Source organism: Arthrobacter humicola, assembly GCF_022803015.1.
GTDB lineage: Bacteria > Actinomycetota > Actinomycetes > Actinomycetales > Micrococcaceae > Arthrobacter > Arthrobacter humicola_A.
Map to the genome: position 1 here is coordinate 241431 of NZ_JAFKON010000001.1, position 20449 is coordinate 261879.

General features: G+C 60.2%; 13 protein-coding genes and 1 pseudogene. 12 read left to right on the forward strand and 2 right to left on the reverse strand.

Annotated elements, in window-relative coordinates:
* Positions 1 to 393: 393 nt before the first annotated feature.
* The 10 genes from nrdH to ARTB_RS01140 all read left to right on the forward strand — a co-directional run bounded on the left by nrdH (position 394) and on the right by ARTB_RS01140 (position 16882).
* Positions 394 to 639 (forward strand): glutaredoxin-like protein NrdH, encoded by a 246-nt coding sequence (gene nrdH / locus ARTB_RS01095; protein WP_018773329.1) that lies wholly within the window; start codon positions 394 to 396, stop codon positions 637 to 639.
* 167 nt (positions 640 to 806) lie between these two features.
* Positions 807 to 1211 (forward strand): class Ib ribonucleoside-diphosphate reductase assembly flavoprotein NrdI, encoded by a 405-nt coding sequence (gene nrdI / locus ARTB_RS01100; protein ID WP_223916943.1) that lies wholly within the window; start codon positions 807 to 809, stop codon positions 1209 to 1211.
* Positions 1212 to 1270: 59 nt separating this feature from the next.
* A complete protein-coding gene (gene nrdE / locus ARTB_RS01105) occupies positions 1271 to 3391 on the forward strand; it encodes a class 1b ribonucleoside-diphosphate reductase subunit alpha (RefSeq protein ID WP_026537148.1) in 2121 nt (706 codons plus the stop codon).
* A 90-nt stretch (positions 3392 to 3481) separates the two neighbouring features.
* Positions 3482 to 4456: a class 1b ribonucleoside-diphosphate reductase subunit beta gene (nrdF, locus tag ARTB_RS01110; protein ID WP_018773326.1), complete on the forward strand. Its 975-nt coding sequence runs from the start codon at positions 3482 to 3484 to the stop codon at positions 4454 to 4456.
* 844 nt (positions 4457 to 5300) lie between these two features.
* Complete coding sequence (locus tag ARTB_RS01115) at positions 5301 to 5798, forward strand: hypothetical protein (protein WP_243177247.1); 498 nt, start codon at positions 5301 to 5303, stop codon at positions 5796 to 5798.
* Positions 5799 to 5917: 119 nt separating this feature from the next.
* Entirely contained in the window at positions 5918 to 8659 is a 2742-nt protein-coding gene (locus tag ARTB_RS01120) for a hypothetical protein (RefSeq protein ID WP_243177248.1), read from the forward strand.
* 1150 nt (positions 8660 to 9809) lie between these two features.
* Positions 9810 to 11306 (forward strand): type I restriction-modification system subunit M, encoded by a 1497-nt coding sequence (locus ARTB_RS01125; RefSeq protein WP_243177249.1) that lies wholly within the window; start codon positions 9810 to 9812, stop codon positions 11304 to 11306.
* Entirely contained in the window at positions 11303 to 12406 is a 1104-nt protein-coding gene (locus tag ARTB_RS01130) for a restriction endonuclease subunit S (protein ID WP_243177250.1), read from the forward strand. The genes ARTB_RS01125 and ARTB_RS01130 overlap by 4 nt, the downstream gene beginning before the upstream one ends.
* The gene (locus ARTB_RS01135; RefSeq protein WP_243177251.1) at positions 12403 to 13338 is read left to right on the forward strand and encodes a restriction endonuclease; all 936 of its coding nucleotides are present in this window, start codon (positions 12403 to 12405) and stop codon (positions 13336 to 13338) included. Before ARTB_RS01130 ends, ARTB_RS01135 begins: the two co-directional genes overlap by 4 nt.
* Positions 13339 to 13429: 91 nt before the next feature.
* Complete coding sequence (locus tag ARTB_RS01140) at positions 13430 to 16882, forward strand: DEAD/DEAH box helicase family protein (protein WP_243177252.1); 3453 nt, start codon at positions 13430 to 13432, stop codon at positions 16880 to 16882.
* Positions 16883 to 17153: 271 nt separating this feature from the next.
* On the opposite strand, the gene ARTB_RS01145 is transcribed toward ARTB_RS01140, so the two are convergent.
* Positions 17154 to 17507, reverse strand: a complete 354-nt coding sequence (locus tag ARTB_RS01145; RefSeq protein ID WP_243177253.1) for a hypothetical protein — start codon at positions 17505 to 17507, stop codon at positions 17154 to 17156.
* A gap of 570 nt (positions 17508 to 18077) precedes the next feature.
* Between ARTB_RS01145 and ARTB_RS21540 the strand changes: the two genes are divergently transcribed.
* Positions 18078 to 18200: a hypothetical protein gene (locus ARTB_RS21540; RefSeq protein WP_279293842.1), complete on the forward strand. Its 123-nt coding sequence runs from the start codon at positions 18078 to 18080 to the stop codon at positions 18198 to 18200.
* Positions 18199 to 18603: pseudogene (locus ARTB_RS01150) on the forward strand (integrase core domain-containing protein); the annotation flags it as partial. The gene ARTB_RS21540 and the pseudogene ARTB_RS01150, both read left to right, overlap by 2 nt.
* Positions 18604 to 18914: 311 nt before the next feature.
* Here ARTB_RS01150 and ARTB_RS01155 read toward each other — a convergent pair.
* Positions 18915 to 20021, reverse strand: coding sequence for an IS110 family transposase (locus ARTB_RS01155; protein WP_243177254.1), 1107 nt, complete (start codon positions 20019 to 20021; stop codon positions 18915 to 18917).
* Positions 20022 to 20449 lie beyond the last annotated feature (428 nt).

A 20449-nucleotide genomic window follows, 5' to 3' on the forward strand; every position in this document is an offset into this window, starting at 1 on the left:
AATCACGAATCGCTTGAGGCGGGCACCACGGTGCCCGCCTCTTTCGTGTGCCCGGACACCAGATGTAGTGGCCGGCGCCACCACTCCGGGTCCCCGCGGCGGCGCGCGACACGCCGTCTGGGGTGCGACACGCGGGCGTGATTAATGTGGCTAACTACTCCACAGGGTGTGGATTTCGTCCGCCAAAATGGCGGAAATCCGGACATTTGGAGGCCCCCCTCCTGTGGATTAAAGGTGGGTTAAATGACATACTTGTAATACATCATCTTGGGGTCCACATGAGGCTCTTGCACTACATGTAGTATCGACATACAGTTCCAGCAGAGCATCAGCGCGGGACATCCGGAGCCGGGATTGCGCTCCACAGAAGACTTCAACAAAGGGGACAGGACCATGACCGTTACGGTTTACACGAAGCCGGCCTGCGTTCAGTGCAACGCGACCTACCGCGCGCTGGACAAGAAGGGCATCGCCTACCAGAGCGTCGACATTTCCCAGGACGCGGAAGCCCTTGAGCGCCTGAAGTCCCTGGGCTACATGCAGGCCCCCGTTGTCGTCACCGACCAGGACCACTGGTCAGGTTTCCGCCCGGACAAGATCGAAGAACTGGCGCAGGCTGCCGCCGTCGCTGTAGCCTGAAACGCCCTGTCGCCTGAAAGGCCCAGGACGCCGCCACCAGGCAAGAATTCACGGTAGATGAGGTGACCACCGTGGTTGTAACAACTGAAGATCGGGTGGCTGCCACGGCTGACGGCGGGGAAGCGGTCAGCACGGCAGCACCGGCCACCACCACACATTGCCGGCTCATCTACTTTTCCTCCACCTCCGAAAACACGGCACGCTTCGTTGCGAAGCTGGGCGTCGACGCCGCCAGGATCCCCCTTTACCCGAGGGACGCTCCGCTGGTGGCCCGGGAGCCCTACGTTTTGTTGCTCCCGACCTATGGCGGCACCGGGGGAGAGGGATCTGTTCCAAAGCAGGTCATCAGGTTTTTGAACGATCCGGGCAACCGGAAGCTGATCCGCGGAGTGATCGGCGCAGGAAACACCAATTTCGGGGACAACTACTGCATGGCAGGCGACATCATCGCCGCCAAGTGCAAGGTCCCGCACCTATATCGCTTCGAACTCATGGGGACGCCGGAAGACGTCAACCGCGTACAACAAGGATTGGAAGAGTTTTGGACACGACTGTCGCAGACAAAGCAGTAACTGAAGGCGCAGGCCTGCACACGGGCACCGCCGCCGCCGCTGTTGAGAAGAAGCACGAGATGCCGGCCGCCTACAAGGGCCTGGGCTACCACGAGCTGAACGCCATGCTGAACCTCTACGGCCCCAACGGAGAAATCCAGTTCGAGGCCGACCGCGAGGCCGCGCACCAGTACTTCCTGCAGCACGTGAACAACAACACCGTGTTCTTCCACGACCTCGAGGAAAAGCTCGACTACCTCGTCAAGAACGAGTACTACGAGCGCGAAACCCTCGACCAGTACACGATGAACTTCATCCGCGAGCTCTACAACCGCGCATACAAGAAGAAGTTCCGCTTCGAGACCTTCCTCGGCGCGTTCAAGTTCTACACCTCCTACACGCTGAAGACGTTCGACGGAAAGCGCTTCCTGGAGCGCTACGAGGACCGCGTCTGCATGGTGGCCCTGCACCTGGCCCGCGGCGACGAGAAGCTCGCCACCCAGATGGTGGACGAGATCATCGAAGGCCGCTTCCAGCCGGCCACCCCGACGTTCCTGAACGCCGGCAAGCGCCAGCGCGGCGAGCTGGTCTCCTGCTTCCTGCTCCGCATCGAAGACAACATGGAATCGATCGGCCGGTCCATCAACTCCGCCCTGCAGCTCTCCAAGCGCGGCGGCGGCGTCGCCTTCGCGCTGACCAACATCCGCGAGGTCGGCGCGCCGATCAAGCAGATCGAGAACCAGTCCTCCGGTGTCATCCCCGTGATGAAGCTCCTCGAGGACAGCTTCTCCTACGCCAACCAGCTCGGTGCCCGCCAGGGTGCCGGTGCGGTGTACCTGCACGCGCACCACCCGGACATCTACCGCTTCCTGGACACCAAGCGCGAGAACGCGGACGAGAAGATCCGCATCAAGACCCTCTCGCTCGGCGTCGTCATCCCGGACATCACCTTCGAGCTCGCCAAGCGTGACGAGGACATGTACCTGTTCTCCCCGTACGACGTCGAAAAGGTCTACGGCATGCCGTTCTCCGACGTCTCGGTCACCGAGAAGTACTACGAGATGGTGGACGATTCCCGGATCAAGAAGACCAAGATCAAGGCGCGCGAGTTCTTCCAGACCCTCGCCGAGATCCAGTTCGAATCCGGCTACCCGTACATCATGTTCGAGGACACCGTGAACCGGGAAAACCCGATCGACGGCAAGATCATCATGTCCAACCTGTGCTCCGAGATCCTCCAGGTCTCGCAGCCCACCACGTACCACGATGACCTGTCCTACGACCAGACCGGCAAGGACATCTCCTGCAACCTGGGTTCGCTGAACATCGCCAAGACCATGGACTCGCCGGACTTCGGCCTGACCATCGAGACGGCCATCCGGTCCCTCTCGGCAGTCTCGGACATGTCCAACATCACCTCGGTGCCCTCGATTGCCCGCGGCAACGACCAGAGCCACGCGATCGGTCTCGGCCAGATGAACCTGCACGGCTACCTGGCCCGCGAGCGGGTCCACTACGGTTCCGAAGAGGGCCTGGACTTCACCAACATCTACTTCTACTCGGTGGTGTTCCACGCGGTCCGCGCCTCCAACCTGCTGGCCATCCAGACCGGCCAGACCTTCGGCGGCTTCGAGAAGTCCAAGTACGCCTCCGGCGAGTTCTTCGACAAATACACCGAGCAGGAATGGGTCCCGCAGACCGAGAAGGTCGCCGAGCTGTTCAAGAACATCCACATCCCCACCCAGGATGACTGGCGCGAGCTGAAGGCCTCCGTCATGGAGCACGGCATCTACAACCAGAACCTGCAGGCTGTGCCGCCCACCGGCTCGATCTCCTACATCAACAACTCCACCTCCTCGATCCACCCGGTGGCGTCCAAGATCGAGATCCGCAAGGAAGGCAAGCTGGGCCGTGTGTACTACCCGGCGCCGTACCTGACGAACGACAACCTGGAGTACTACCAGGACGCGTACGAGATCGGCTACGAGAAGGTCATTGACACCTACGCCGCCGCCACGCAGCACGTGGACCAGGGCTTGTCCCTGACGCTGTTCTTCAAGGACACCGCCACCACGCGCGATATCAACAAGGCCCAGATCTATGCCTGGAAGAAGGGCATCAAGACCATCTACTACATCCGTCTCCGCCAGCTCGCGCTGGAAGGGACCGAGGTAGAGGGCTGCGTCAGCTGCATGCTGTAGCTTCAACTAAATCGTGACAGTACGACGGCGGGCGCCCGCCCGCCGTCGTACGCTTTTACTAAGAACTAAACCCAACATTTAGGGGATGACATGACCGAGAAGGTCAAGCTGCTTAGCCACGTCGAGGCGATCAACTGGAACCGCATCCAGGACGACAAGGACGTGGATGTCTGGAACCGTCTGGTCAACAACTTCTGGCTGCCGGAGAAGGTGCCGCTGTCCAACGACGTGCAGTCGTGGGCGACGCTGACCCCGGACGAGCAGCAGCTCACCATGCGCGTGTTCACGGGCCTGACCCTGCTGGACACCATCCAGGGCACCGTCGGCGCCGTCTCCCTGATTCCGGACGCCCTCACCCCGCACGAAGAGGCCGTCTACACGAACATCGCGTTCATGGAGTCCGTGCACGCCAAGAGCTACTCCTCCATCTTCTCCACGCTGGCCTCCACCAAGGAGATCGACGAGGCGTTCCGCTGGTCCACCGAGAACGAGAACCTTCAGAAGAAGGCCCAGATCGTCATGGACTACTACCAGGGCGATGACCCCCTGAAGCGCAAGGTGGCCTCCACGCTGCTGGAGAGCTTCCTGTTCTACTCCGGCTTCTACCTGCCGATGTACTGGTCCTCCCGGGCCAAGCTGACGAACACGGCCGACCTGATCCGCCTCATCATCCGCGATGAAGCCGTCCACGGCTACTACATCGGCTACAAGTTCCAGAAGGGCCTGGAAGGCCTGTCCGAGGAGCGCAAGCAGGAGATCAAGGACTACACCTTCGAGCTGCTCTTCGAGCTGTACGAGAACGAGGTCCAGTACACGCACGATCTGTACGACTCCGTCGGCCTGGCCGAGGACGTCAAGAAGTTCCTGCACTACAACGCCAACAAGGCGCTCATGAACCTGGGCTACGAAGCCATGTTCCCGGCTTCCGTCACCGACGTGAACCCGGCCATCCTTTCGGCCCTGTCGCCCAACGCGGACGAGAACCACGACTTCTTCTCGGGCTCGGGTTCGTCTTATGTGATTGGCAAGGCTGTCAACACTGAGGATGATGACTGGGACTTCTAGTTCTCTTCCTGTCGTCCTTGTGAGGTCCCACAGTACTTGGCCATTTTCCTGTGAGTTGACGACATAGTTGGCACAACGGACAAGTTAGTTGGCACTGTGACAGACAGTATGGCGCGGTGCCAACTATCTTGGCCGACCATCGCTGACCGGCCAATTTGACTCATAACAAATGCGTTTCTTTGGGGTGCCCCGAGAGTCCCCAAGATTGTGGGGCTGACACAGACCGTCAGCGGGATCTGTGAGGCTCGGGGCCAGTTGGCGGTCGACCAATAGCTAACGAAATGGAATTGGAGCTTCGGTGAAAACTGGCCCTGACGCTGGTTACCGACATCTGAATATCTTTATGGGATTTTGGCAGCGCAGTCCGTGAGCTATCGCGACCCCTGTATAGGCCCTTCAACGGCATTGCGTGGTGATGGTGGGCCGCTTGGAGCCGAGGGACCGAGCTCGATGCGGTCATCGAGTCCGAGGGCCTGCGCGCGGACGAGACCAGCACATGTCTCGGTACCGCTATCCCGGACGGCAGCCTTCGGACGCAAGGCACAGCATCACGAGGGTACTGTCTCCGGGGCCCGATTCTCCACCAAGGGTGGTCATGGCTGGAACGAGCAGTGCGTGCTCGCTACTTTGGGGCCCTCTTTGAGCGATTTTACGGGCTATGCGGAGGAGAACGGCAGTAGTGAGAGATGGATTAGGGCCGGGTGAGCGCCAAACACGCGTGATCGAGGCGCTGGAGCCCCGAAGTCCAAAACTCGCGGGCATGTATAGAACGGCACAAGAGATACTAGTCACCACGGCCAGTCCTGGCTGCGAGAGTGCGCGAATCTCGACCATCTGTCACTGCATGCGCGAGTTGATGAGCGGACTCCCAGCCGTGATGTCTGACTTTGCTATTCCCCGGCCCAACCCGTCGTCAGCATCCTTGATGAAGCAACTTCCCGGGCTACTGACAGCGCACCCCGATGCCGATTTGGGACTCGATCAAGACCTTGTGCCCGTCCCGCGTGCGGTTGCCCGGGTGCTTGCGTCTCTAGTCAGCGCAGTTACCCAGGAAGAAGGACGTAACCGTGCCAATACTGCAGCACTTGTGACGGGAGAGTCAGATGCCGACCACCCGGCAATCGCCCAATGGTTGGACGCGTACCAGTTTTTTCTGAGTTGGACACACTTAGACCGTAATCACGAACAGCAGAGACCCCTCCCCAATAATGAAGCCCTTCAAGCGAAGATTCGTGTTGTGGAGGATGTCATCGAAGTTCGGAGTGCCCTCTTCTTCGAGAACCTGCGTGCGATCGAGGACCTACTGGCTGAGATCAACGATTTCGACGAGGAGAGTGCGTGATGGCAGGCGCTAAACGACCCACCCCTGAGCAGGTAAACGAGGCCTTGCGCCGGATCCCTACGCCGCCACTGCGTCGCGCATTCTTTGAGGGGCTGAAGCATCCCCTATGGGTAGAACCGTTGGCAAAGGCCGGAATCTTTGGTGACCCACCGGAGCCCGAGAGAACCAGCGAGGGTCTCGTTCGAGACCATTACTGGCCCGAGATTGCCTATCTGATCCGGGTCGCGCCGGCGGCACCGAAAGCAGTCGTTGATGTTCTGCTAAAACTCTCCGACAGCAACAACGCTTGGGTCCGGAGAGCGGTTTTTACAATCGGTGCCTCGATCCCAGCGGACGAAGCGGCAAGGCTAAAGCCGATGATCAAATCGTGGGTCGAAACTGGCTTTGGTTTGCGGAGCGACCCTCGTGACATGGTTGGCTTCGCCGTCAACCTACTCCAAGGCGGGCAGTCCAAAGCTGGCAAGTGGATGGCTAATCTCCTGTTTCGACCCAGCGCATCCGAGAACCCGCACAAGCCGAACCTAGCCCTTGACGAATACTGGTACCACGATGGCCTGCCACGCGTAGTTGAGGCACTCAGTGAAGATGGCCTCAAGACCGTCCTGCCTTGGTTGGAAGAATATGAGCGTCAATCGAAGCGCTTTACGGATACGTTCGATATGACAGACATGTCGCGCGAATCGATCCGCGACAAAGCTGACTACCACCCATCTATTGAACACTCGCTCATCGACACAGTCCGGGACCTGGCCTCCAATGCGATGGCACGTGATCCTAAAGCCGCAGCCGCAGTTATGGCTAAGAGTCCTATGAATCTGGCGCGAAAAATTACGCTATATGCGGTCACAGAGGCGCTCCGTAGCAGCAGTGCTCGGCCGCCCGCAGAGGCCGAGCATCTGCTGGCTGTCACGGCGCGGCTTGTGGCGGGCGAGGAGTTTTACGATGACTCCTGTCGGATCGAGTTTGGCGAGCTTGCCCGTGAAGTGGCGAGGCACTCCCCGTCCGCACTAGAACCGCTTACTGATTTCATCACCGCGGGACCTCAACTAGACAGAGAGCAGTTGAGGGACCGTCTACGCACGGATGAGGATGACACTCCTGAAAATCTCGATGAACGAGTCCAGGCGGTAGTTGATACTTGGAGGCATAGGTGGCTTTCCGCTGTTGGCAGTGAGGCGTTACCGTCCGCTCTCAAGAGAGTACTTGAGGAACTCGACGCAGGGCGGGGTGTAATCGAATCACCGCTTGCAGCTCTCAACAAAGTGACAAGCTGGAGCGGGCCAAATAGCCCAATCTCCCATGATGAGATGTCCGTCATGAGTCCTACGGAGCTCGTGGCACATCTTGAAAGTTGGCACGACACCGGCAATGGCTGGGGGCCCGGGCTATCGCACGAAGGCCAAGGACGGGAGCTCTCGTCGCTCATCACCACGAACCCGAGGGCACTCGATGGCATTGAAGGCCTAGCCGATAGGTTACGACCTACTTACCTGCGCGCGGTTCTGCAGGGATGGGAAGCGGCCGTAAAGGCGGGCATTGAACTCGAGTGGCGTTATGTAGCGGACATGACTCAGAAAATACTCGCCCACGGTGACACATCCCTCTTCCCTCAAGAAGGCCGCGACTTCGATGACGACGCTGACTTCCGCGGGACAAAGAAAGCTGCCGTGAACCTGCTCGAGGAACTCGCCCAACAGCGAGAGACTCCAGCAATCCCGGCTGAGTCGGAGAAAGTCTTTGCTGACCTATTGATCGGGGAGGCCGACAGCGAATCCGCCTGGAAGGCTTATGACTCGGACGAGTCCGAGAGTGGTTTGGACCCCCTTACTCTCTCGCTCAACTGGCAATGGCCGACTCGGGTACGCGGTCTGCTCAATCTAATTTCGCACGGCAAAACCACCCCCTGGTATGAGGCGGCGTGCTCAGCTCTAGAGCGTGACATCGAGCGACTCGATAGGCGTGGTGCCTCGCGAGCGGTTATAGGTCAGGCGCTCGGCCGATTGGTGACCGTCGACCCCGACTGGCTCACGCCGAGGATGGAGGAACTATTTGGGTCAGCCGACGGGTTGTCACGCTCCCAGCAAATCGCATTGACGACCGCCATGGCAGTTCATCGTTATCACGTGGCAATCTACGACCTTCTAACCCCATCCATGATCGCAGCCATCCGGTCAGGCGAGCCTCTCGTTGCAGGCTGGCAGGGCCAGTCTGATCCGCTACAGCGCATTGGGGAGTGGGTCGTCAATGCAATCATCCGCGGCCACAAGACGTTTGAAGATCCCGTCGCTGAAGCATTCTTTGCCACGGCAGAACCTAAAGTTCGTGGAGCAGCTATCGGTCGCATCGCCTGGTCATTCATACATGCCGAATCCGTTGAAGAGGCGATTCGTGATCGGTTTGCAGATCTCTGGGATGCGCGAGTGAAGCACGTGCGCTCACGTCCTGAGGACAAACTAGAGCTGAACGAGTTCTACTGGTTTGTCCGGAGTGGCAAGTTCGATGCCTCGTGGTGGCTTCCTCGATTGAAAGAAGCGGTTGAGCTTGATCCGGAACTCGCAAGCCAGCGCTCTATGATCACTAAGCAAATCGCAAGCTGCGCAGATGCTGACCCACGCGGTGCGTTTGAGGTGGCCCGAGCGCTCCTCACGAATCGCGCGCAAGAGGGCATGTCACTCTGGGATCTCAGCCAGAATGCAGTGCCGTTGGTCATCGCTAGAGCAATCGGCTCTGGCGATGAACAGCTCAAGCAGGATGCTGTGCTGTTCATGAACAAGCTGGGGGAGAATGGCAACTCAGGTCTCGAGAAGGAAGTCCAAGAAGTGCTGGACGGCAAAATCACCCAGGAGGACGTGAGCGACTAGGCGCACTTCATCCTTCAACACATCCGTCCGGCCGACGCCTGATCTGAACGGACTGCGGAAGGCTGTGTTCTTTGGTGGCGCGCGAAGACCAAACGAAGGACGTCAAGTTCAAGGTCTAGCCTGAATCACTTGTCAGGAGGAATAGCTGGCGGTGTCGTAGCTGCCTCCGACCCGCCTGGCGATGTCGGAATGGTCAACCCTTCTTGTGCTCCACGGCGGCCGTGGTCCTGCATCCTGGCCCACATGGCATGGTGCGCGGGCAGAGGCTTATTCCCGTCGCCCATGGGGCGGGTGAAACTAACGAAGAAGTCAGAATGAGCACTAGAGGCGAAGCATCTCCGGCTATGACGTATGCGTGCTCTGCTCAAAATTCTCCACAAATCGTCGCATAGCTCGACTTACAGGCGGATTGAGCCCCACTGTCCCGTACTCCTCTGCTACCTTCCTCCATAGCAGCCAAGCCGGGCCCCTTCGACCACCGCCCCTTTGCACGGGATGCACCCACATCCACTCCACCGCAGTCCCCGCTGCTGTTGTGGTGACCTCCACTGCGCCACAAACCAACGAATAATTTCGCAGGATCTTGGAAGCTGTCACCAGCCAGACGTCTCCGCTGTCTCCAAACGAAGGGGTCCCGAGGTCAAATCCCATCTCGGCCGCGAACTGCCGATACATCCTTTCCACGGCCGGCCATTCGTCTTTGCCAGCACGAAAAACCCTCTCGGCTCGTTTCGCCACCGGGATCATAGTGACAGTGACGTTCAGGTCATCGAAGTCGAGCTCAAAGAGGTCCTCGTCACGTCCAAATCCGTACTCCACTCTGTCCCCTGACCGCCCGCTTGATTAGTCTCCCGCCAAACTATCACCGTGTCTTTGAAGAGTGAGGAGGAGCACCCGCCAATTGGCACCCGGTCAACAGGCTTCACCGAGGGGATCGCGCGGTCGAGGAGGGGCTGATCTTCGGAGACATTGGACTTGTTGAAGCTGATCTCGGATCAGGCTATCCGTTGAAAGTGGGTCGCGGTCCAGCGGGCACGCATCGATTGGATCGACGTTGCGCTCTGGAAGGGCGGTGACTCGGCCCCTTGACGTCTGGCGCAAGCCTGCGGGGCAGCCGAAGCGCCCGTGGAATACCCACTAAACTCGAACGGTGATAACAGGCGAAGTTAAATCTCAGGTAGACAAGGTCTGGAACGCGTTCTGGACCGGCGGCATCTCCAATCCTCTGGAAGTAATCGAACAGATTACTTATCTACTCTTCCTGAAGCGCCTGGACGAGAACCAGACGCGCGCGGAGAACAAGGCCAGCCGCACCGGCAAACCGGTCGAGAGCCCTGTCTTCCCCAGCGGTCTGGATGAGAAGGGCCGCTCCTACCAGGACTTCCGCTGGAGCAAGTTCAAGAACTTCTCCCGCGACGAGATGTACACGGTTTTCGCAGAGCACATCTTCCCGTTTCTGCGCACCGGGCTGGTCCAGCTGGCCAACGGAGAGGAGTCTTCCTACGCCCAGCACATGAAGGACGCCCGCTTCACCATCCCTAACGCTGGGCTGCTGGAAAAAGTCGTCGACATCATCGACGAAATCCCGATGGACGAGCGCGACACCAAGGGTGACCTCTACGAATACATGCTCGGCAAGATCGCCTCCGCCGGCACCAACGGCCAGTTCCGCACGCCCCGCCACATCATCGACCTCATGGTAAAGATGACAGCACCCCAGCCGCTCGAGGCCATCTGCGACCCGGCCGCCGGCACCGCAGGTTTCCTCGTTCAGGCTGGCGAATACCTTCGGCAGCACAATCCCAGCCTGCTGACCACCCCCGAGCAGAGCCGATTTTTCCACAACAGCCAGTTCCACGGGTACGACTTCGACAACACCATGCTTCGCATCGGTTCCATGAACATGCTCCTGCACGGCGTGGAAAACCCCGACATCACGTACCGGGACTCTCTGGCTGACCTCCACGGGACCGAGGAGGAAAAATACGACGTCATCCTCGCCAACCCGCCCTTCGCGGGCAGCCTCGACTACGAGAACGTCGCCAAGGACCTGCTCTCCCTGGTCAAGACGAAAAAGACCGAACTGCTCTTCCTGGCCCTGTTCCTCCGACTGCTTAAGCCCGGCGGCCGGGCAGCAGTGATCGTGCCCGACGGCGTGATGTTCGGCTCGTCCGCGGCGCACAAGGCGCTGCGAAAGATGCTCGTCGAAGACCACAAACTCGACGGCGTCGTCAAACTCCCCTCCGGGGTTTTCAAACCGTACGCGGGAGTCTCCACCGCGATCCTGTTCTTCACCAAGACAAACTCCGGCGGCACCGACAACGTCTGGTTCTACGACGTGACATCGGACGGCTTCAGCCTCGACGACAAACGCACCCGGCTGGAAACCTCCGATCTTGATGACGTCCTGGGCCGCTGGCAGCAGCGGACGACGACGGAAGTAGGCCGGGCGCGCACCGACCGGTCCTTCCTCGTCCCCAAAGCCGAGATCGTCGACAACGGCTACAATCTCTCGCTCAGTAAGTACAAGAAAGTGGAACACGACGAGGTTGATCACAAGGAACCAGCCGAGATCGTCGCCGAGTTGGAAAAGTTGGAAGCTGAAATCACCGCCAGCTTGGCTGATTTGAAGGGACTCCTGAGTTGAGTCGATCTGCGTTTCTCGAGGTCTTCACCGATGCCACGGGTGGGAACCCAAAACTCCAGACGTCTGGTTATTTGCCGCAGGGTGCATTCCCAGTAATTGACCAAGGAAAGGCCGAGATCGCTGGCTATTCTGATGACGCATCATTACTCGCAAGAGTTGAACCTCCTGTCATAATTTTTGGCGACCATACTCGCGTCATCAAATATGTCGACCATCCGTTCATCTTAGGAGCCGATGGTACGAAGGTATTGCGGCCCATAAACGGTTCAGATCCCCGATACCTTTTCCACTATCTGCGTTCGCTGGAGATCCCGAGTGCAGGTTACAGCAGGCACTACAAATTCTTAAAGGAGGTCTCAATTCCAGTCCCCCTCCTTAATGAGCAGCGGAGGATTGCGGCCATCCTGGATAAGGCGGACGAGGTCCGCACCAAACGCCGCCACGCCCTGGCCCACCTCGACGTCCTTGCCCACTCCATCTTCCATAGCATGTTCGGCGATCCCATCAGCAATCCCATGGGGTGGCCGATAGTAAGGGTGGGCGATGCTTTGGAATCAGCAAAGTATGGATCGAGCGAAAAAGCGGCCCTCGTCGGGACCACACCTGTGTTGCGAATGAACAATCTCACATACGGTGGCCAGATTGATCTTAGTCAGATGAAGTATCTGCCCGGTGATGTCGATGAGAGATTTCTGGTCAAGCCAGGTGATGTCTTGTTTAACCGGACGAACAGTGCAGAACTTGTTGGCAAAACTGCGGTCTTTATGGGTCCAGAACCCATGGCCTATGCCGGTTATCTCGTGCGCTTGAGGACCAGTGCATCATGTCGCCCCCATTTCCTTGGGACGTTCATGAACCTGCCTTCAACGAAGAAAACTCTGCGAAATATGTGTAAAAGCATAGTCGGCATGGCAAATATCAACGCAAAGGAGGTTCAAACGATCAAAATGCCATTGCCGCCTGTGGAAAAGCAGAACGACTTCGAGGCCCGTCTAATGGTTATCAGTCAGTTGAAGGATCGGCATCGCGCGCAGCTTGGCGAACTGGACGCACTGTTCGCCTCACTCCAACACCGAGCCTTCCGCGGAGAGCTCTCATGAGCGAGATGGCTTCTTCCACCGTCCACTCGGAAGTGCCGATTTGGCCCCTCTTTGTGGCCCATGTGCTCCGGGTCCTGTCCGCAGGCGAAACGTTGCATCGCCGGGACATCGTCAGCCGCGCCATTGACTCTGCTCGGCTGTCCGACGCCGCACGTGCGGAGACCCTGAATACGGGCGGCCTTCGATGCGAACAGCGGCTCGGTTGGGCAATCAGCAACCTTCTGAAAGCCGGCTGGATTGAAAGGCCGGTGCGGGCCAACTACCGAATCACCGGGGCAGGGCGGGAGTGGTACTCCGGCCACCCGGAAGGGATCAGCGACTTTTCCACGGCACGCTTGCTGTTTGCACCCTTCTGGCCGAAGTCGGACGCCCCGAAACCCATGCTGTCCGTCGTCGACGAAACCCTCGTGGAGGATATTGATCCGATTGAGCAGATCGAATCCGGGATCAACCGCATCCACTCCGACGTGGCTGTCGCACTCCTCACGCGTCTCCGGGAGAGTCACCCCGATTTCTTCGAGCAGGCGGTCGTCGATTTGCTTCTCAGGATGGGCTATGGCGGGGCCGAGCAGCGGGGGAAGCGTATCGGCGGCAGCAACGACGGCGGCGTCGACGGGGTGATTGATCAGGACGCGCTGGGCCTGGACCGGATCTATGTGCAGGCCAAGCGGTACGCCGATGCGAATACTGTGGGCCGGGAAGCTATTCAGGCCTTCGTCGGTGTGCTGCACGGTGTCGGTGCCTCGCGCGGCGTTTTCATCACGACGAGCGCTTTTACCTCTGGGGCACGGGATTACGTGAAGGCGGTCCCGTCGCGGGTCATCCTGATCGATGGTGCTCGGCTCGTGGGGCTGATGATCAAGTACCGCGTGGGAGTCCAGGTGAAGCAGAGCTACGACATTGTCGAACTCGACGAGGACTTCTTTGAGTAGCCGCAGCCGATAGAACCAATCCGCATCGCCGGAGGTTTGAGCTGAAACCAGTGTTGCCCTGCCTCGAGCAGGTCAACATCATCTAGGCTCCATGGAGAAGATCAACAGAGGAGTGGCCTTGGGGGATGTGAACAGCAACTTCGCCGTACTGCAGGCGGAGTGGCCAGAAATTGCGAAGGAAGCGCGGCTGGCCGAGCTGTATGCCCGGCGTGACCCGCGCTCCTCCTTGCTTTATGCCCGGCGGTCCATCGAAGCGCTGCTGGCCTGGCTTTACGACGCTGACGATTCGCTTGCGTTGCCTTACAGGGGCGATCTCAACGCGCTGATGTCGGAGCCGACGTTCAAGCGGCTCGCGGGCGAGACGATCGTCAGTAAGTTCCATCTCATCCGCAGAGTGGCGAACAGCGCCATCCACACCAATGCTGTCATCAACGTCCAGCACTCTGAGCAAACCATTCGGGAACTCTTCCACGTCTGCATCTGGCTTGCGCTTCGCTATTCCCGGGATCCCGTCAACCGCCCCGACTCCACACTGGCGTTCAATGGCGAGTTCCTTAGCCCGCCACCGAAGCCGGGCGTTCCGGCGCCTGCGGAGAAGCCCCGCACCGCGGATCAAACGGCGAAACTCGCCGAAGAACTGGCCACCAAGGATGCAGCGCTGGCCGCGCAGAAGCAAGACAACGAGCAGCTGCACGCCCAGCTTGCGGCGCTGCGAGCGGAGATCGCCCGGGCGAAGGAAGAAAACAAGAAGCTTCCGGACAGCCACGACTACTCCGAAGCCGAAACCCGCGTCTACATCGACCTGTACCTGGGCGAGGCCGGTTGGGCGCTCGACAAGCCGGAGTACCGGGAATTCGAAGTCCACCACATGCCCACCCACGCCGGCCCCACCACCGGAACCGGGTTCGTGGATTACGTCCTTTGGGGATCCGACGGCAGGCCACTCGCCGTCGTCGAAGCCAAACGGTCAGCCAAGTCACCCTACGAGGGCCAGCAGCAGGCCAAACTCTACGCCGACGCCCTGGAGGCGGAGAAGGGTCAACGCCCCGTCATCTACTACAGCAACGGCTACGAGCACTGGATCTGGGACGACGCCTCTGGCTATCCGCCGAGGCCGGTCCAGGGCTTCCACACCCGGGACCAGCTCCAGCTCATGGTGGACCGCCGCACCACCCGGAAACCCCTGGCGACGGCGCCCATCGATACTGAGATCGCCGGCCGCAGCTATCAACAGGCCGCCATCAGGGCCGTCACAGATGCCCTAGAAACGGACAAGGAACGCAAGGCTCTGCTCGTCATGGCGACCGGCTCCGGCAAGACGCGCACCGTCGTCGCCCTCTCCAGTCTGCTGATGCAGGCGAACTGGGCCAAACGCGTACTGTTCCTGGCCGACCGCGTCGCTTTGGTAGACCAGGCCGCCCGCGCCTTCAAAACCAATCTCCCTGGATCATCCCCAGTGTTGCTGGGCCGCGATGTGGAGGCGGACAGCCGCATCCACGTCGCCACCTATCCGACGATGATGAACCTGATCAACGAACGGACCGACGACGGCACGGTCCTGAAGCAGCGGTTCGGGATTGGCCACTACGACTTGATCATCATCGATGAGGCCCACCGTTCCGTGTATCAGAAGTACCGGGCCATCTTTGACTACTTTGATGCGTATCTGTTGGGTCTGACCGCCACCCCACAGTCCGAAGTGGACCGCAACACTTACTCCTTGTTCGACATCGAGGACCACGTCCCCACGTTCGCTTACGAGCTGACGCAGGCCATCTCCGACGGTTACCTCGTACCGCCCCGGACCGTATCAATTCCGCTGAAGTTCCCCGTCGAAGGAATCCGCTACGAGGAACTCTCGGACGAGGAAAAGGAGGAGTGGGACTCCGCTGAATGGGATGAGGACGGGGAGATCCCCGACGCCGTGGATCCGGCCATCCTGAACACGTGGCTGTTCAACTCCAACACCGTGGACAAGGCACTCGAGGTGCTGATGACACGCGGCCACAAGGTCGCCGGCGGAGACCGGCTCGGGAAGACGATCGTTTTCGCCAAGAACCAGAAGCATGCCGAATTCATCGCCGAGCGGTTCAACATCAACTACCCCCAGTACGGGGGCACTTTCGCGAAGATCATCACGCACAGCGTCAACTACGCCTCCACCCTCATCGACGCCTTCGCCCGCGCGGAGGACAGCCCGCACATCGCCGTATCCGTGGACATGCTGGACACCGGAATCGACGTGCCCGAGGTGGTCAACCTGCTCTTTTTCAAGGTGGTGCGTTCCAAGACTAAGTTCTGGCAGATGGTGGGCCGCGGCACCCGGCTCAGGCCGGAACTGTACGGACCGGGTGCAGACAAGCAGGACTTCTTCATCTTCGACGTCTGCCAGAACGTTGAATACTTCAACGCCGAACTGCCGGGGTCTGAGGGGTCCCTTGGCCAGTCTTTGGCGCACCGCAGCTTCGCCGTCCGGACACAGTTGCTTGCCGAAGCCCGCACCGCCGGCCTCGACGGCGACTACGTGCCGGCACTTCAAACCGGCCTGGTGGGACAAGTGGCGGGGCTGCCCCGGGAGAACTTCCTGGTGCGTCCGCAGTTGGAGTGGGTGGAGAAGTTCTCGAAGCCCGCTTCGTGGGGCAGCCTTGGAACGCAGGATCTAACTGACCTGCAGACCAAGCTGGCCCCCTTGGCAACGCTGGCTTCCGCCGCTGACACGGAGGAAGCCAAGCGCTTCGACCTGCTGATGTACCAGGCGCAGCTGGCTTCGCTGACCTCTGCGGCCGCCGTCGAGCCGTACCGCAAGAAGATTGTCGAGATTGCGTCCGCCCTGCAGGACCAGCCGAACATCCCCGCCATCGCAGCCCAGATGGGCCTAATCCTGTCGATTCTGGAGGGTGAGGTATGGGGCCAGGTCTCGCCGCAGTGGCTTGAGCTGATCCGCGTTCGGCTCCGGGTCTTGGTCCACCTGATCGAGAAGAAGCGCCGCAAGGTGGTCTACACGAACTTCGAAGACACCCTCGGCGAGATCGTGGAAGGTGAGCTGAAGGGGACCGTGACCGGGTCGATAGATCTGTCCCGGTACCGCGAGAAGGCCCGGATGTACCTCCAGGGCTTCCTGGACCACATGGCCATCCACCGCCTCCGCCGCGGGCTGCCACTGACCGAGACGGATCTCGGTGAACTTGAGCGAATGTTGATCGAGAGCGGCGCCGGTTCACCCGAGGAACTTGAAGCGGCCACTGTACAAGCCGAGGGTCTAGGCCTGTTTGTCAGGTCCCTGGTGGGCATGGACCGCCAGGCGGCATTGGATTCCTTGTCCGAGTTCGTGGGGGACAAGACCCTCAATGCCAACCAGCTGCACTTCGTCGACATGATCGTCCAGCAACTCACCGAGAACGGCGTCGTGGACGTGGGCGCGCTGTACGAATCGCCCTACAGCGACGCTGCCCCTGCCGGGCCGGAGAGCTTGTTCCCGGAAGCGGACGTGGATCTGTTGGCCGAGGCGCTGAACCGGGTACGGGTTTCGGCGATGGTGGGGTAAATGCGGTCGGTGGTTAGCCTGAGCTGTGCACGTTGACACGCTACATACGACGATCCGGTTGTTGGCCAGCTCGTCGGATCTCCACTGGTCCCAAGGACCTCAGAAGACCTGAGGAATAGCCGTCGGACTGCCTATGCGGCTAACCAGTCAAGACGGAGTCAATTAGGTCGATCTCTCCGTCCGAGAGCCCAACGAAACAGTCGGGCTCCACAAGTTGGAGATCGGAGATCTTTGGCTGGCTGGCTCGCATTTCCTTATGGACTTCGTTGGCCTAGAAGAAGAAGGCATCATCGTCGACCCAGGCCAGCCGAATGGCTTCGGTCTGAGTCGCAAGGAAGCGCTCAACAGCGGGTTTTTTCCACGGGCGCTGGCTCCGGCCCCAGTCGAAGACTTCGCCCGGGTTCGGGTCGTAGAAGATTGGCAGCAGCGGCAGACCGACTTGATCGAGCCATTTTGTCCGCCAACCCCATGACGAGAGCCAGCGGACGTCTGCCCCGGACGAGACCCATCGGTTGACCGCCTCGATGATGGCTGGTCGGATAGTCACGTTGCCCGAGGCACGTGGTGGAATGGCAATCCGGTGGCTGACTTCGTCGCAGGCGGGGGTGACTTTGCGGTGCTTCATGGGCACCACGACACCGTCAACGTCAAGGAGGAGGGGAGCAATGGCGCTTGGTTCCGTGAGGGCCGCTCGCGCTGATAGACGGCTCCTGCCTGACAGGTGAGCGGGTCGCAGCGACGGGTTCTGCTCGACGGCGCGGACCGAAAGTTGTATTCGCACTGGGGGTTGATCCTCACCCGCCGGCGGTGTCCGGCTCCTTCCTGACAACACCGGCGGCCCTGCTGTCACGAGGAAATAGGCTCAGCCGCCCCGTCGACACCGGACATCTGCTTGTTTCCGGCGAGAATGACCAAGCCCCTAAAGAGCCCGCTTGGTCATGGACAGGAATTACGACGGGCCCACTGCGGTTCGAGCACTATGCGGAAAAGTAGCGATCAACACGGTGATGGAGGGGCGGCAAAATCATTCCTTGTCAAACGGTCCAGCCTATCCGGGAGTGGAACGTCACCGGCCGTTGGGATTAGTCCGCCTGGAGCGTCGCTTGCCGAGTTCCCATCCAATGATGTCTACAGCTCGCAGCGGAGTGATCGCTGGTCCCGGAGCTATAGCTGCAAGCTATTCCCAGAGATCGTGATGCTTGTCGAGATCGTGCTGAACTGCCGCAAGCCGGGCCAGACGGTGGTCGTGCTTACTGCGGCCTTTTTGGTCTTGACGGGCGCGTCCGCGGAAGGTGAAGCAGTGTTTGATCTTGGTTGACCACACCCACATCGGCTACGCCGAAGTCCTCCCCGACGAGAAGGGCGCCACAGCCGCAGGGTTCCTCACCCGCGCCGAAGCCTACTTCGCCGACCCCGGCATCGGCCGGATCGAACCCGTCATCACCGACAACGTCCTCGCCTACCGTAGGTCCGCCACGTTCGGCCAGGCCGTGGCCGACCTCGGCGCAGTCCAGCGCTTCATCAAGCCACACTGCCCTTGGACCAACGGCAAAGCAGAACGCTTCAACCGCACCCTGCAAACCGAATGGGCCTACCGGCAGGTCTGCACCAGCAGCAACCACCGTCAAGCCGCCCTTGCGCTTTGGCTCCAGCACTACAACACCGAACGAATCCACTCCGGCATCGGAACCACAGCCGTCAACCGAGTGTCACCAACCTAATGGCCCAGTACACCTGATATGTAAGGGTTCTTTGTCAAGAGGTCAAGGGTGAGCGGTCCAAGGCTGGGTTGTCTTGGACCGCTCTTCTTGTGTCCGTTCGCTGTCTGGTCGCGGTGACTGGCGCGGCATGATCGACGGCGCTGTCAGACTGATATGCGCGGGTTGGGTACCGCAGGACGAGGTGTTCGGCTGGAGGGGTGCCGCTGGTCTAGCGATGTCGGGCGTCACCGGTGTTTCGCCGGTTGCCCATAGGTGTTTCGCGGGTCTCCTCCACGCTGCCAAGCCGCCGGGATCGGTAGGAACGGCCACGTCTATTCATCGGTCCATGGGTGCTCCTGTTGGATGGGGGCTGCGAGGGACCAGCACCAGCCGGCCAATTCCCGGGCGACGGCGACGTTCGCGATAACCCGGCGTTTGTGCCTGACTTCGAACTGTTCCCATTTCCGGTGCAGACGGTGGTTGCCCTGGTGGCCGCGGACCCGGGAGGCCTCATCGGCTGCGTCCCAGCGGGAGCGCATCTCCTGGCTGACGTGGGTGTAGGGCCGGCGGTGGTGCCATGCGGCCTCGACCAGCAGGCGGCGGGCGTGAGTGTTCCCGGTCTTGGTGATCGCACCCTGGGACCGGGAAGTACCGGAAAAATGTTCGGAGGGAACCAGCCCCAGATAGGCGCCGATAGTGGAGCCGGTGAAGCGGGTCCAATCACCGATCTCCACTGCCAGGCCAAACGCGGTGAGCACTGAGATTCCGCGCAAACACATCAGCGCATGGACCACCGGCGCATAGCGGTCGGTTGCGGCGAGGGCCGTGATCTTCGCGTCCAAACGGTTTCTGCGCTCCAGCGTCAGTTCGGCCGCTTCAAGGCTGGATTCGTAGGCGGCCTGCAGGGCAGGATCATCGAACCCTTGCCGGTGCAGCCAAGTGTGGTGGGCATTGGTCCAGGCCTGTCCGCCCGAGTAGACCAGGCCGTGGCGCAGCAGGAGCTTCGAGATCCGATGCCTGGCCCGCATCAGATCCGCGCGGACGTCCTCGCGGGCACGCACCAGATCCCGGGCAGCCTCATCCGCCAGGCTTGGGACCCGAACCGGGGCTATCTGCCCCAGCAGGGCCAACCGGGCCAGATGCTCGGCATCCCGGGCATCGGTCTTGACCCGGTCTCCGGACGGCCGTTGAAGCTTCGACGGCGCCGCGACCACGCACTCAATCCCCGAAGCGGCCAGGCACCGGGCCAGACCGAATCCTGTCGGACCTGCCTCATACACAACCAGGGCCGGACCCGGCAGCGCGGCGCCCCATTCGGTGATCCCGGCATCGTTGGCGGCGAGGCTCTGGCGCAGGATCTCGCCGGTTTCGTGGTCAATCGCGCAGCCCTTCACGCGGCGCGCATGCACATCCAAACCGATGTAAGTACGCTTATTCATGACTGGAACCTCCAGACGTTCAAATGTGGCTCTACCAGTCCACACCCCGCACCAGATTGCGGAACAGGCCGTGGACGGGCAATCCACGAATCTCTTTGAACCCGGGGTTCCAGTCCTACGTCAGGCGAGCACCACAGTTCATATCGTCTAGACATCGGGCATTCCGTAGCTTCACTGTGCTTACTCCAGGAGCCGGACAGGCTGTCTACCGGAAAAATAAACTGAAATTTCTAGCATGCCTGCCAGGTCGGATGCGCGCCACGCAGTCGGCTGTTGTCCGCTGCACCGGGCGGGAGGACGCACCCTCCTACTGTTGGCTGTAGCCCCCGCCCCACAATACTTGTTGAGTCCACTTGTTTGGAAACCCCACACCGTCTTTTGGACTCATATCGGGAATTTCTGGAAACGATTGTATCTTCGTCCTCAAA

Coding starts and splice junctions, on each gene's coding strand:
- nrdH (WP_018773329.1), top strand. CDS start 394: ATGACCGTTACGGTTTACACGAAGCCGGCCTGCGTTCAGTGCAACGCG.
- nrdE (WP_026537148.1), top strand. CDS start 1,271: ATGCCGGCCGCCTACAAGGGCCTGGGCTACCACGAGCTGAACGCCATG.
- nrdF (WP_018773326.1), top strand. CDS start 3,482: ATGACCGAGAAGGTCAAGCTGCTTAGCCACGTCGAGGCGATCAACTGG.
- ARTB_RS01115 (WP_243177247.1), top strand. CDS start 5,301: ATGCGCGAGTTGATGAGCGGACTCCCAGCCGTGATGTCTGACTTTGCT.
- ARTB_RS01135 (WP_243177251.1), top strand. CDS start 12,403: ATGAGCGAGATGGCTTCTTCCACCGTCCACTCGGAAGTGCCGATTTGG.
- ARTB_RS01140 (WP_243177252.1), top strand. CDS start 13,430: ATGGAGAAGATCAACAGAGGAGTGGCCTTGGGGGATGTGAACAGCAAC.
- ARTB_RS01145 (WP_243177253.1), bottom strand. CDS start 17,507: ATGAAGCACCGCAAAGTCACCCCCGCCTGCGACGAAGTCAGCCACCGG.
- ARTB_RS21540 (WP_279293842.1), top strand. CDS start 18,078: ATGCTTGTCGAGATCGTGCTGAACTGCCGCAAGCCGGGCCAGACGGTG.
- ARTB_RS01155 (WP_243177254.1), bottom strand. CDS start 20,021: ATGAATAAGCGTACTTACATCGGTTTGGATGTGCATGCGCGCCGCGTG.